Below are 14,157 nucleotides of genomic sequence, written 5' to 3' on the forward strand. Positions count from 1 at the left end.
TCCTGAGTGTAGCCAATTTGTTTCATAAGCCAGCGGGGATTTCGGCTACGTCGGGGTGTCCTTGGGGATGCAAGGGGCTTTGGACAAGCAAAGCCCCTTGCCCGGTGTGGTTTGGCGAGTGTCGCGTAGCGACCGGCTACGAGCGAGAGCCAGGGATGGCGAACTGGCTCTTGTGCATGGATGCACTTACACCACGACTTTAGGCCGCTGGTACAGCGGCTATGATAGCTTCAGGCAAAAACTAACCAATGACCTTGGGTTTATCTGCTGGTTTAGCTGCTGGCTAAGCTGCAGCCCATCACCTGCGGTGCAGATGGACAGGAAGCCCACGGCAAGTGGGCCACTAGTATTCAGCTCCAACTTGCTCCTTACGCAGCCGGGGAGTACCCTCTTTCGCAGCCAACCGTTTAAGCAGTATCGGGAATTGACCGCCATGCCAAAGGAAATATTTATACTACGCCACGGCCAAACTGAATTTAATGCCGCCGGTAAGCTGCAGGGACACTGTAACTCGCCGCTGACCGAACTCGGCAGGGCACAGGCCAAGGCCTATGGTGTTGCCTTGCAACAACAGCTGCGGCAATCGGCAGGCAATCCTGAACAAGAATTTCAGCTGGTTTCCAGCCCGCTGGGAAGGGCTATGGAAACGGCGACTCTGGTGGCAGAGGTGCTTTGCCGGGATCCCGGCGCCATTATTGCCGAGCCCAGGGTGATTGAATGCGGTTTAGGTGAATGGGAGCAGACCCGGGTCGCCGATATCCACGCCGCCAGACCCGAGCTTGCCGGGCGCAATGACTGGTATCTGCAGGGCCCGGGCGCAGAAACACTACTCCAGGTGCAACAGCGGCTGGCACATTGGCTGACCGATCCGGCAACCCCGGAGCGGGTGATCCTTGTGTCGCACGGCCTGACAGGGATTATCCTGCGCGCCCTGTTGCTGGGCCTGGATGACAAGGCACTTTGGCGTCAGGACAAACCTCAGGATGCCCTCTATCACTTTCACAGTGAGGCTCAGGAGAGACTCAAACGCATCTGTTGCTGACTCGCCAACCAGTCGAAGTGGGCCAACAAGGCCTGCAAATAGCGCTGCTCTTCCGCCAGAAGTTGCCCCTCAGCCGCTGCTATCTGTTGTAAGTCGCTCAGCAGCTGCCTTACCAAAGGCTCGGTGCAGTAGCCCTTCCACAGTCTCAGGGCGGCTTTTTTCGGCGAATGGCAGTAGCGCCGCAGCTGAATATCGACAAACCAGTCGGCCCGCTCCCGGGCACTGGGCATCAGCGTCATCACATACCAGTTCATCCTCTCCTCCTCAGGCGGATAACTTGATCCTGTCGCGGCCATCGCTCTTGGCCCGGTACAGGGCGGTATCCGCCGCACTGAGCATGGCCTCGGCGGTGCGGTACTGGCCATTGATCTCAGTGGCAATCCCCTGGCTGACACTGACACAAACCTCACGGCTCAGCCCCAATTTGACAAAGTCCAGACTACGAATGGCCTCGGCTATCTGCTCGGCCACCACCCAGGCCATGGCGCTGTTGAATCCGGGCAACACCAGGGCAAACTCCTCACCGCCAAAACGTGCCGCCAGACACTGGGGCGATGGCAACGCCGCGGCTATGGTCTTGGCCATCAATTTCAGGCATTCGTCCCCCATCAGGTGACCATGCTGATCGTTGAACTGTTTGAAATGGTCGGCATCTATGATCAAGGTGCTGATGGGCTTGTGCTTATCGATGCACTGCTGCCACTGGCGTTCCAGTGTCTCGGTAAAGGTGCGGCGATTGGCCAGTCCGGTCAAATAGTCGGTCGCCGCCAGGGTGGACAGGCGTTTAATCTCATCCCTGTGGCCGCTGAGATCATGCAAACCAATCACAAACAGCGGCAGCAAACCCTGAATAAAGGAAAGCGACAGATTCACCGGCAGCTCCACCCCATCGACACGTCTGAGCAATACCTCCCAGGGACCATGTTGCAGTGGTACCTGGCGACCGTATTGGCTGCTGAACATGCTGGCGTAGCGGCTACGGTAAGGCGCCGCCAACCAGGTATGCCAGAATTCACCGGCAAAGGTTTCGCTCTGATCGCCCAGCAACTCGGCCGCCGGAGAGTTCACCGCCAACACTTTGCCCTCACCATCGGCCAGCACCATAGGTTGCTGCATGCACTCAATCAGGGTCGCCAAAGCCTCGCTGTCACACTCACACTGACTAAAACCAGCTTCATTGCTGTAGGGGCTTGCCATGCTGTTCTCCCTCCCGACCTGCGGGTTGTTCAATTTCGACAGGGATAACTCTAGCGCGTACGTACAAGGCAAACCTTCTGATAAGCTTACGATGTAATCTATTGAAAAATATCGTTAATAATTCCAACCTTCTGTAGACAGGAAAGGCGTCCAACCACAGAAATACGGCAATGATTGGCAACCATTGGAGCTTTTCGGGCGGGAAAGAATCCCCCGTTCGGCACGATTCGGGGAAAATAGTTACTTTATATCCTTAGTGACAGCTTTAAGATTAGAGCCCCCACATTTAAACAAAAACAAGCAGAATATCTCACTTCTACAACTTGTTTAGTCAGGCTTATTTACGACTTCAGGATCCGGGCTCGGCCAGCAAGAGTTGCAACTCGGCGTCACTCTTTACCGGCGCCATCGCCAGATCGATCTCGGCCTGAGTAGCGGCACTCAGTGCCAGGGGAAAGCTTGCCAGCAGCGCGCTGGCCATCAAAGCAATACGCATAACGACTCCATGTCAATTCGCTCCACATGCCTTATGTGGAGATGAAAAACTTAATGGGTAGTTTCAGGACTGAAGCCACCCAGGTTAATGTAATCAAGCCTGGGTTGAACACCCTTTCAGTAACATAAACTTGCTCAGTTATTGCCGGTATTCACGACTTCAGGATCCTGGCTTGAAACCAGCAGAGTGTTGCTGCTGTTACTGAGGATCAGCCTAAAGCCTGTCTTACCCACCACTGAGTTGGTATCCATCAGTATCAGCATATCCGGAGCCTCGGTCTTGACCGCATCGATAATACCGTCGAAGGGGGTATCGAAAGAGGCGCCGACAAAGGCCAAGTCCATATCAGTCTTGTCCTGCAGCTTATAGATAATATGAGTGTTGGGCTTATCTACCACTACTGGGCCGTCCGGCTCATAGGCAAACTGAGGCACGCGGTTGTCATCCAGAGTAATGGTGACAATGATATTTTTTACGGGAACAGACATTGCTTCATCCTTGTTTCAGGTTAGTTTTTGAGGGGGTATTTAAATTGACGAAAACGATAACCAAGTGGCTCAAATTTAGCCTTCATTTTCAATAGTTCCTGTTGGTCATCCATGCAATCCAAAGCCATAGCATAAGGCGCGAGTATACGGGCATCATGATTCACAGTGACCCATGGTTGCAGCATTCGGCTGACTTTCTGGCAGTGAGTATAGGCAAAGCTTATATCGTTATTTAACATGGACACACTATAGGCGGTTACAAGCCCAGCCTCGGCCAAGGCTCCCATATCGACAGTGCCCAAAACCGTTTTCTGTCCTAATGTTGTAAAAAACGCTTCTGCCAACAAAGCAAGCTTCTGAGCTTGCTGATAATCACCTTGTTCGAGCCGCTCATTGGCAGCAGCCAACCAAAAACGAGCCTCCAATTTAAGCTGTTTAGTCGAGGTTTCGCTTGACGGCTCACTGGCCATATATCCATTCAAAGTATTAAGCATGGCCGTTTTTTCTGTTGATGCCGGTAGCAAGCTAACCAGTAACACCTCAACAAAAGATTGCTGCATTCGCCAGCGCTCATTTTCCGGATCGGCCTCAAGTGCGGCAGCAATAGCCCGACTGGCTTCAATTGCGCTCTCTCTGGCCAATTCGGGTTGCTGCACCGCTCTGTACAACTGAGCCAAGATCTCCAGATTCCCGGATAATCTATATAGCTGATAGGGTTCTCCCTGAGCATGCCGTTTTAACTCTTCAGCTATCTGCTTATGAATGGCGATGGCTGCTTGAATATCCCCTTCAGCACTGGCGGCGCTGGCTAGCCATGAGCGGGCATTGGCGACATCGGCCAGACGCTGAGGATCATCCGGCGACTCGGACAATGCAATCAGCTTGAGCCGCAGCGACTCTTCAAAGCCCTGGCGCGCCTTGCTGAAGTCCTGCAGCTCCATCGATAAGGACCCCAGAGAGTTATGGGCGTAGGAGAGTTCCATCAGCGCTTCGCTGTTGTCCGGCGCCAGTCGGTACATGGCCTGGCTGTGTTGCAGATAAACCTCGAACCAGGGGCGGGTGCCCTGCCAATCACTCTGGTCATACTTGAGTTGCCCAAGCCAGAAAGCATTGGCGCCAAGGGTCTTTAACAGCTCCAGCTGATCTGTACTGCCGGACAGCAGCGGCAAGAGTTTGTCTCTGGCGGCCAGCAGTGCCTTTTCCGCTTCATCCACCCGGCCACGGGAATAGGCCACCTCACCCATGGCTTCCAGTGTCTGGCCATGGCGAAACAGCGCCGCCTCACTCAGGCTGCCGTCGGCCTCACGAAAATAATCCAGCGCCTTGTTGCTGACACCATCGAGCAGATCCATCCGGCCTATGCTGCGCAGCTTGTCGGCAAAGTCGCCCACCATAAAGCCCAGCAAGTCTTCTGCCGCCAGGCGCTTTGCCTGCGCCTGATGCTCGGCTTCAACGCTGCGATAACTCATGAATACCGAGATGAGGGTCAAGAGACATAAAAGCATGAAGGTCGCGCCCTTGAGGCGCCGTTGGCGCTGCCCTCTGGCGCTGGAGGCGGCAACATAGCTTTCGCTGACAGGATCCAGCTCAAGCAGGGGATCGTTTTTCAGCGCCAGCGCTTCGGTCAGTGGCTTGCCCTGGGGCAGCAGAAAATCGCGGCTGCACTGCTGTTGTTGCCAGCGCCTGGCCTGATGGAACAGCCTGGCCTTGGCCGCCAGCCCTTCCCTGTGGCTATCTATCCAGTCTCTGGCCCTGGACCAGCGTCTGAGCAAGGCTTCATGGGCTATGCTGAAACCAGGTTCGCTGTCCTCCAGATGGGAGACAAACAGCCGACTGTCGACCAAGGCCTGTACCAAGGCACGCTCGGCATCCGTGGCCAATTCGGAATATCTGGCACTGCGACTGGTGACCGACTGCTCATCTTCCCTGAGGGTCACCAGCAGCGACAGCACCCTCGGCAGGGCCGCCCTTTGCGAGCTCGACAAGGAGGCGATGGCATCTTCGGCGGCCTGGCCTATAGCCCCGGCCAGCCCACCCAGACGGTGATAAACCGCCAGTTGCAACTGGTTGTCGTCACTGCGCTGCAGATACAGGGCCTGCAGCATATACTGCAACATGGGCAGGGCATCCGGGTTACTGGCGGCCTCACGGCACAGCAGCTCATCCAAGCCCAGTGCCGATTCAGGGTCAAATTCCCAACTCAAGCCTGCGGCTGCGGCCGGCAAGCGTATCATCTGCAGCAGTTCCTGACGGCTGGGCGGCAAGAGATCGAAATGGGCGCCATTGCCCTTGCCCGCCATCAAGCTGGGGCTGGCAACCACCTGAGGGTAGAACTCATTGCGACAGGCGCTGAGCAGCAATACGGCTCCGGAACGCGCCAGGGTGTCGAGCAGCGCCAGCCCCTGCTCACGGGCGGCGGCCGAGAAGCGCGGCGAAGACAGCAGCACTTCCAGACGGTCGACAAACAGGCCGAACCTGGGCTTCTGCCAATTTTGGGACGGCAGCGCCTGGCAGAGTTGGGCGCAGAGGCTGTCGATATCCTGTTCCAGTGCATGCGCCAGCGTTTCGGCGCTGTAGCCTGCCAATACCGGCGCATCGTCCAGCTCCCAGTCGAGCATGGCGGCGGCCAATTCCATCAGCAGTTGATCTTCGGCGACATCGGCCAGATCCAGTATCGAATAGCAGGTCAGGCCTATGCCGTGAAAGCCCTGAGGCGAAGCCAGATTGGGCAAAATACCTGCGTTGATCAGCGACGACTTACCGCTGCCGCTGGGGCCAAGCAGCAAGCAAAACCCGCGGCCATGTTTGATCTGCCGGGCTATGCGTTCCAGTAAGGCGTTGATCTGTTCGCTGCGGCCGAAAAACACCCCGGCATAATCGGCGCTGAAGGGTTTTAACCCGGGAAATGGTGAGCCCAGGCTCCAGGCCAGCGACGGCAAACTGGCTTCGTGGCCGATGGGGAAACGGATATCGGCTACAACTCGATAGCCGCGTTTGCGGATAGTTTCGATGAAAGAAGGATCGCCGGCCTTGTCGTCCAGCGCCCGGCGCAGCTGATTGATGGTCTTGTGCAGCGGGTTATCGCCCGTGTCGCTGCCTGGCCAACAGGCATCCAGCAGCTCATCGCTGCTGACTACCTCGCCGTTGCGACGACACAGATACAGCAGCACATCCATGGCTTTGGGTTCCAACTGCCGCAGGCGCTTTCCCAGCCGCAAACTATTGCTGCCGGGTTCGACCTGCCAATCACCCAAAAAGAAGCTGCTGTCGCTCATGGAACCTACCGCGATAAGAGATTGACCGCATCTTACCCGGTATACAAAGTTAACACCATGATAACAGCGTTAAATTTTACGTAATGAGCGTTAACTCAAATACTCAAACCCCAGAGCTCGAATGTCTCCCGGCACAGGGATTCGCGAAAATCCGGATGCGCTATGTCGATTAAGGCTCTGGCCCGCTCGCGGATACTGCGGCCCCTGAGGTTGGCGCAACCATATTCGGTGGCAATATAGTGCACATGGGCCCGAGTAGTCACTACCCCGGCACCTGGGCTCAGCACGGGCGCGATACGGGAAACCGCGCCATTGGCGGCCGTGCTCGGCAGGGCGATAACCGAGCGCCCGCCGGGAGAAAGACCGGCGCCGCGAATAAAGTCCATCTGCCCACCTACCCCGGAATAGATTCGGGTACCTATGGAGTCTGCGCATACCTGGCCGGAAATATCCACCTGCAGCGCCGAGTTGATGGCCATCACCTGCGGGTTGCGGCGGATAACCGAGGTGTCATTAACCTGCTCTATATCCAGAAACAGCACTTCGGGGTTGTCATCGACAAAGTCATAGAGGGCGCGACTGCCAAGCGCAAAGCCGGTGACCAACTTCCCCGGATGCACCTTCTTGCGGCTGTTGTTAATCGCCCCGGAGCGATAAAGCGCCAGAATGCCGTCGGAGAACAGTTCGGTGTGGATCCCTAAGTTTCGTCTGTCTGCCAACTGCCCCAAAACGGCATCCGGAATGGCACCTATGCCCATCTGCAGGCAATCGCCGTCTTCAACCAGAGAGGCCACATGCTTGCCGATAGCCTGGCTGATGGCATCGGCTCCGGCCATGGGGTGTTCGGGCAGAGGCGAACTCTGTTCATACACGGCGGCAAAGCGGTCATAGGGTACAAAGCTGTCGCCATGGGTGCGCGGCATTTGCGGGTTGATATGGGCTATGATGCGGCCTGCCACATCACAAGCGGCGCGGCTGGCTTCGACACTGATCCCCAGCGAACAGTTGCCATGGCTGTCAGGCGGTGACACCTGTACCAGCGCCGTATCTATGGGTTGCTCGCCGGAGCGAAACAGCTTGGGCACCTCGGATAAAAAGACAGGCACATAATCCGCCTCGCCACTGGCCAGCAGGGCGCGGGTCGGGGCGCCGCCAAAGAAACAGCGATGGCGCAGATGGCCCTTAAGCTCGGGCACACTCAAGGCCTCGGCTTCCTCGGTATGCAGTTGCAGCAAGGTCAGGTTCTGCCGCGTCATGGCATGCTGTGCCAGCGCCTCCAGCAAGACTCTGGGGGTGGCTCCCATAGAGTGGGTCCAGATAAATTCATCATTCCCTATCAGGGATACCGCTTCCAGTGCACTGGAACAAACTCTTGGCGCCATACTGCTGCTTCCTTATTTTTTATTTATACCGTTCCGTGACAAGAGTTTGATTGAGGCAATGCCGTATTTGTTTTCCCACATCCCGCCTGATTGACTTGGGCTGTCCCATCGAGACGACTTCACCCAAGCCATGACAGGCTCCGCCGGAGGGAAAACCAACTCCTGTACAAAAAGGCCTTAACCCTAGCCAGTTGCTCTGTGAAGGGCAATCCCTGACAAACAACCTAACCCCCGCGACTGTGGAAAGTGAGCGCTACGCCACAGCAAACAGGTTGCAAACTGCGAGCCTCACAAAAATGCCACCGTGGCGGATAAGGCGTTTACCCTCAAAGCCACTGTCGTTAGACTAGCCAAGCCTTGGGCCTCATGGCGAAAAACGTCACATCCCAGTGCCCGGGCAGGACCCCAGTTTCAAGGAAGTAGTATGTCTCAGTTCGACAAGACCCTCAGCGTCAGCCTCAATCCAGAGGATCCCGCCAGCATCGCCCTGGCACTGCTGCAATACCGGCAACACCTGAACGACGGCAGCGCCTTTCGACTCGATGGCTCCTTGCTGTTCAATATCGAGTTCGTCAATCAGCAGCTGCGGCCGCTTAACCGTGACGATGCCGGTGCCAACCGCCCCTTGTTGGAACACGCCCTCGATACTGCCCGCCGGGATCACAGACTCAGCTTTTACACCGAACCGGTACTCTTTGCCGCAGCGCTGAACTTTCCCGAGCTATTGGACGAGCTCAAGGCCACTGCCGAGGCCATGGTGGCCTTCTCCCGCCGCCGCAATGACTCCAGCGATCTCTTTATCGATGACTACAACGTCTTCGGGGTGGAAGCCCTCTACATGCTGGCCAGGCAATATCCCGAGCTGAGCCATTATCTGGCCGCCTTTCTGGTGCCTTACTGGAACTTGGAAAGCTTCTACCAACCTGTGTTACTGCTGGGCAAACTGGTGGAGGAGTTCGGCTGGCGCCGCGAACTGATCCACGCCTATCTGCACTGCGACGGCGAGCAGAATCGCCGCTGCTTTTTCCAGACCACAGAGGGTGATTCAGTCAACCTCAGCCTACTGGAACATTTTGCCGGGCATCCGGACGATTACCCCTGGTTTAAGGCGCAGCTGCTCAAGCGTCTCGAACAAACGCCGCTACTGGCCTATACCAATGAACAACCGCTTGAACAAACCCAGCCGGTACTGGAGTTCTTCTACAGTCTGGGCGACTGGCCGGTAGAGGCTGACATTGACGACACTGAACTGTGGCGGGATCGGGTCAAGCAGCAATTGATCTTGGGTCGCCGGGTAGAGGATGAAGCGCTTTCCTTGCTGGCGCAGCTGAGCGAGCAGAGCCAACCTCTGGTAATAGTGGCAGAGGCCTGGCGGGAAGACGACCGTCATTGTCTATGGCAAACCGGGAAAGAGCAGGCTCTGGCAGAGGACTATGACTGGGAGCATGATGAGAACGAGCCGGACTCTGACTATGCCGCGCTATTTTATGACCTGGAAGAGCCGGAAGACTATCTCAGGATTGGCGAGCTGGAGGAGCTGGATGCAGAAGTAGGAGAGGCTATGCTAAGCGCGCTGGCCGAACTGCCCAAGAGCCTTGGCGCCTGCGCCTATGCCGCCTATCGCCTGAGCCGCCTGAACTCGCCCCACAGCTTAAGCCCGGAAGCCGACAAGGCCAACGAGACCGCGGCGCTGCTTCGCTGGCTGGCGCAGCAGCTGCCGTTACAGTTTCAGCATCATATCTTCTATGAGGGCGGAGAGTACCAAAAGAAAAGGCGTGAACATCGCCTTCTCAAGAGCTGGCTCACGGATATCGACACCGAGGGCGATGTTGCCAAGATGGCTCAAATTGCCTCTGAGATACTCTATACCAGTAAGGACGGAAAGCGTATTGCACTCTTGTGGTCCAATGCCAATAAAGGATTCCAAAACGGCTTGTTGGCGCTGTATTTCCTGCTCTGCGCCCCGAAGCTCGAAGCGCCGCAGTGGCAGGCCTTAAAAACCCTGGCACAAAGGCACTGGCAGCTATGGCTGAGGTTAGATCCGCTGCAACTGATTGAAAAAATTTATTATTGCTGGGCTGACTACGCCTTTTATCCGGCCATTGATGATGAGCATATCGAGGCCGAATTGCGGCAAAACCTGCTCAAGCTGGGTGTCAGCGAGGCGCAGCTCGATGCTCATACCCTACTGACAGAACAACAGGTGGCTGCCTATCGCCCGGCCGATAAACGCTTCTGGCAAGGTTATATCACCAGGCTGAGCCGGTTTGCCGAAGCCGACCCAAAGGATAACAGCATGATAGGCCGCCGCCTCTGGCAGCAACAGCAGCAGTTGTTGCAAGCGCTGCACACAAGCCGCGAGCTGCCGAGGCTGAGCTTTTTTGGCCATCTCAAGGCCAACTTCCCCGAGACTCCTCTGCCGCAGGCATTTTTCGAACTGTTTGATCTTTGCCTGCGGCAAAGCTTCAGCAAATCATTTCCCGAACAGCAGGCGCAAAACCTCTGCTGCCAACTCAAGGCTTATCTGGCATCGGGCGAAGGGCTTGAGCCCTTGACGCCCCAAGCCACTGCCGAGTTGCAGGACTGGGCGCCTTGCCGCTCGGACGACCCCGCCGATGCGGCGGAGCTTAGCGACTTTGTCTGGCTGTTGCCTGAAGCGCAGGGGCGAGCTTTGGCCCTGTTTCTCGCAGGCCTTGGAACCCAAAGCCTGTATTGGCTTCACCGGCCGAGTGTGGAGACGGCCTATGTCAACCACCTCATTGCCGAGGGTAGTCTCTCAATGGCGCAGCGCTGGGAAGATCAAAGCGTAGGACACAAGCGTCACAGCGACTATGACACTGGGTTAGCCTTTCAGAGTGCCAAGGAAAACTGGGCCCTTGGCTGGCTCGACAGCATAGGCGTAGCGCCGCAAAGCACTGTCTATTTCGCCGTAAGCCAAGGCCGCGCCCCGGCGCCCTTCCTCAAACATTTGGCCAATGAGGGGCGACTGCCGGAGACCTCGCAGCTCTTGACCATAGACGAACGTGTACGCCTGCTGAAGTTGCTGGCGCAAGCCGGGGTTGACGCCGAGCTTTTCAGCTCCTTCCTGCAAGACGAGTCTGCCGCGGTCCGGCAACTGGCCAAAGATTTGGCGCAAGGCTCTTAATAGCAGGCTCTTAAGGAAGGCATAGATAAAAAAGCAGTTGGGAACACCCCAATAAACAACTAATAACAGGATAACTGCGCGCGCCCTGGCTCACGGCGCGGTCGCCGGTTGTTTAACAGGAAGTGCCACACAGGCAGCGACCGGCAAAAGCGTTAATTTAAAATCAAGGAAGCAATATGTCCCAGTTCGACAAAACCCTCAGCATCAGCCTCAAGCCACAAGATCCCGTTAGCATCTCCCAGGCGCTGCAGCAATACCGGCAACACCTGCACGATGGCAGCGCCTTTCGTCTTGAAGGCTCCCTGCTGTTCAATATCGAGTTTGTCAACGAGCAGCAGCGGCCGCTTAGCAATGACGATGCCGGCGACAACCGCAACTTGCTGGTGCATGCACTCAGCGCCGCTCGAGCGCACCACACCTTTAAATATTGCACTGAAGCCGTGCTGTTTGCCGCAGCGCTGAACTTCCCCGAGCTAGTGGACGAGATCAAGGCAACTGCCGAGGCCATGGTGGCCTTCTCCCGCAGTCGTAACGACTTTAGCGATCTATTTCTCGATGACTACAACGTCTTCGGGGTAGAAGCCCTCTACATGCTGGCCAGGCAATATCCCGAACTGAGTCATTATCTGGCCGCCTTTTTAGTGCCTTACTGGGATTTGGACAGCGGCTATACACCCGTGGAACTGCTGGGCAAACTGGTAGAGGAGTTCGGCTGGCGCCGCGAACTAATCCACGCCTATCTGCACTGTGATGGCGAACAGAGCCGCCGCTGTTTTTTCCAAACCGCCGAGGGTGATCCAGTCAACCCCAGCCTGCTGGAACATTTTGCCCGGCATCCGGACGATTACCCCTGGTTTAAGGCGCAGCTGCTCAAACGTCTAAAGCAAACCCCGCTACTGGCCTATGCCGATGAACAAACGCTGGAACAAACCCAGCCAATACTGGAATTCTTCTACAGCCTGGACGACTGGCCGGTAGAAGCGGAACTTGAAGACACTGAGCTGTGGCGGGATCAGGTCAAGAAGCAATTGATCTTGGGGCTCAGGGTGGAAGATGAAGCGCTGGCGCTGCAGGATGCGCTCGGCGTTGAGCCCAAGGCACAGGTTGCCGAAGCCTGGTTGATGGACGACAGGTTCGCCCCCTGGCAGCAGGATAAGACAGATACCGGCAGCGCCCAGGCAGAGCCGGAAAGTGGCAAGAGCTCCGGGCAAACTCAAGGCGACTGCCAACTACCCAGCTTGGAAGAGCTGCCTTTTTTCCTGCTTAGCCATACCTGCAAGCAAAGTGACTTCGCACAGTTGGATGCAGCCATTGCCGAGCGTCTGTCGGCGGCACTGGACAAGTTGCCGACCCACTTGGGAGGCGTCGCCTATGCCGCCTATCGGCTCGGCCGCCCCGAGTGCACAGAGGCAGAAACCCAGGCGTTGCTTGGCTGGCTGGAGCAGCATTTCCTCACTGCCTATATGCGTGTCTTCAATCGGCATGGTGGCCGCTTCAATAGCGATAATCCGCAGCATTTGATACTCAAGGCCTGGCTCACTGAGGTCAAGGAGCAGCAGGATGCTGACACTATGGCCGCCGTTGCCGAATCGCTACTTGGCAAGGATGGGGGAAAACGCGGAAGCCAGATAAGCCAGCGTCAAGCGGCCTACTGGTTGTTTTTCCCGGACGATGGTTTCCAGCGCGGCCTGCTCAGCCTGTTTTTCCTGTTAAATAGCCAACTGCCACAGGCTCACACCGAACTGCAGATCCTGGCTAAGCGCCACTGGCAACTGCTTTTGAAACTGGCGCCTATGGTGCTTATCAGCCGCATCAGTCAGTTTTACGCAAACTATGAAGGATATGCCGCCATAGATGATCCGCAGACAGAGCAGAGCCTGCATCAAAAGCTGCTGGCACTGGGAGTCAGCGAGGCGCAGCTGGATGCCCATACTTTGCTGCAAGACAGGCGCATCGCGCGCTATGCCCCGGCCAATGAGCGCTTCTGGCAACGTTACCTGGAGCGATTGGCAAGCTTTGCCGAAGGCGATCCCGAAGATAACAGCATGATAGGCCGCAGCCATTGGCTGGCTCAGCAAAAGCTGTTGGATGCCCTCGGCTATTGCGATGAAACTGCCATGCTGGGATTTATTGCCGATCTCAAGGCCTGTTTCCCGGAGCGCCCCTTGCCGCAGCAAACCTTTGAGCTATTTAACCTCAGCCTGCAACGCGGCCTGGAGCAAAAACTCAAACCGGCAGCGGCGAAGGCTGTCTATGACAAGTTACAGGCCTATTTACAAAGCGGCGAAGGCCTGGAAAACCTGACACCACAAGCCTTGAAGCTGCCGGTTCTGCAAGGCTGGGATCCCTACAGCGATTATCGCGGCAAGGTTGGCGTGGCAGACTTTGTCTGGCTGTTGCCAACCGAGATGGGAGAGCGACTGGCACTGTTTCTCAGCGGTCTTGGGAAACGAGGGCTGCACTGGTTGGGCTGTCCCAGTGTCAGGGAAGCCTATGTCAACCATTTGGTTGCCGAAGGCCATCTGAATATGGCCGAACGTTGGCAGGATGAAGCGCTTGGGCACTCAAGCATAGGCGATGTCGATGTGAGCCTGCAACTTGAAGCCGACAAGGAATTCTGGGCGCTACTCTGGTTGGATAGGATAGGTGTGACGCCACAGGCCACTGTGTATTTTGCCATGCACGAAGGGCGGCAACCTGAGTCTTTCATTATCCACTTGGCCAGCCAACAGCGGCTGCCGGATATGTCCGGGCTGTTGACCGCAGATGAGCGCAAACGCCTGCTGGAAATCATCGCCAAGTTTGATTGTCTGACCGAAGAAAACGCAGAGCCATTCAAGCAAGACGAGTCGAGCGTCGTCAAGCGTGTGCTGGGCAAGTTGTTTTAAGCTTAAAGAGGCGTTGCCGGTCAGCGCGGCAACGCCTCTTTAAGATAGTTTCAGTTACCTTTGAGTGAGCGCAGCAACAAACCTATGCCACCTGTCAGCAATACCAGGATCACCAAGAGATCAAAACTGCTCATGCTGCGCAGGCTAAAGTGAATGGTAGAGATCACCCCGAAGATCATCGCTGTGATTGAGCCAATCGCCAATAACCAGCCAAGAATATTCTTGCCGCTTTAGGCCTGGGCGG

The 14,157-nt window shown here is 56.3% G+C and carries 9 protein-coding genes and 1 pseudogene; 3 read left to right on the forward strand and 7 right to left on the reverse strand.

Annotation, left to right across the window (positions count from 1 at the left end; all coding sequences use genetic code 11):
• Positions 1 to 433 precede the first annotated feature (433 nt).
• The gene (locus ACMHXH_RS15510) at positions 434 to 1,042 is read left to right on the forward strand and encodes a histidine phosphatase family protein (RefSeq protein ID WP_039035001.1); all 609 of its coding nucleotides are present in this window, start codon (positions 434 to 436) and stop codon (positions 1,040 to 1,042) included.
• Here the strand turns inward: ACMHXH_RS15510 and ACMHXH_RS15515 are convergent.
• The 6 genes from ACMHXH_RS15515 to ACMHXH_RS15540 form a co-directional block, all read right to left on the reverse strand.
• Positions 1,012 to 1,296 carry a hypothetical protein gene (locus tag ACMHXH_RS15515; RefSeq protein ID WP_144361060.1) on the reverse strand — a complete coding sequence of 95 codons (285 nt, stop codon included), beginning with the start codon at positions 1,294 to 1,296 and terminating at the stop codon, positions 1,012 to 1,014. The genes ACMHXH_RS15510 and ACMHXH_RS15515 overlap by 31 nt on opposite strands.
• A 10-nt stretch (positions 1,297 to 1,306) precedes the next feature.
• Positions 1,307 to 2,239 (reverse strand): sensor domain-containing diguanylate cyclase, encoded by a 933-nt coding sequence (locus ACMHXH_RS15520; RefSeq protein WP_083390217.1) that lies wholly within the window; start codon positions 2,237 to 2,239, stop codon positions 1,307 to 1,309.
• A 349-nt stretch (positions 2,240 to 2,588) separates the two neighbouring features.
• Positions 2,589 to 2,735 (reverse strand): hypothetical protein, encoded by a 147-nt coding sequence (locus ACMHXH_RS15525; RefSeq protein WP_157823012.1) that lies wholly within the window; start codon positions 2,733 to 2,735, stop codon positions 2,589 to 2,591.
• A gap of 134 nt (positions 2,736 to 2,869) precedes the next feature.
• Positions 2,870 to 3,223: a DP-EP family protein gene (locus ACMHXH_RS15530; protein ID WP_039034997.1), complete on the reverse strand. Its 354-nt coding sequence runs from the start codon at positions 3,221 to 3,223 to the stop codon at positions 2,870 to 2,872.
• Between the two features lie 20 nt (positions 3,224 to 3,243).
• The gene (locus tag ACMHXH_RS15535; RefSeq protein WP_335912477.1) at positions 3,244 to 6,498 is read right to left on the reverse strand and encodes a winged helix-turn-helix domain-containing protein; all 3,255 of its coding nucleotides are present in this window, start codon (positions 6,496 to 6,498) and stop codon (positions 3,244 to 3,246) included.
• A gap of 95 nt (positions 6,499 to 6,593) precedes the next feature.
• On the reverse strand, positions 6,594 to 7,880 hold the full coding sequence (locus tag ACMHXH_RS15540) for an acetyl-CoA hydrolase/transferase family protein (protein ID WP_039034996.1): 1,287 nt from the start codon (positions 7,878 to 7,880) through the stop codon (positions 6,594 to 6,596).
• Between the two features lie 424 nt (positions 7,881 to 8,304).
• On the opposite strand from ACMHXH_RS15540, the gene ACMHXH_RS15545 reads away from it, so the two are divergent.
• Positions 8,305 to 11,025, forward strand: a complete 2,721-nt coding sequence (locus ACMHXH_RS15545; protein WP_413738255.1) for a hypothetical protein — start codon at positions 8,305 to 8,307, stop codon at positions 11,023 to 11,025.
• Between the two features lie 176 nt (positions 11,026 to 11,201).
• Positions 11,202 to 13,913, forward strand: a complete 2,712-nt coding sequence (locus ACMHXH_RS15550; RefSeq protein ID WP_335912471.1) for a hypothetical protein — start codon at positions 11,202 to 11,204, stop codon at positions 13,911 to 13,913.
• A 50-nt stretch (positions 13,914 to 13,963) separates the two neighbouring features.
• Here ACMHXH_RS15550 and ACMHXH_RS15555 read toward each other — a convergent pair.
• Positions 13,964 to 14,143: pseudogene (locus ACMHXH_RS15555) on the reverse strand (hypothetical protein); the annotation flags it as partial.
• Between the last annotated feature and the right edge of the window lie 14 nt (positions 14,144 to 14,157).

This window comes from Shewanella sp. BJSY2023SW001 (genome assembly GCF_047314685.1).
GTDB classification, from domain to species: Bacteria; Pseudomonadota; Gammaproteobacteria; order Enterobacterales; family Shewanellaceae; genus Shewanella; species Shewanella indica.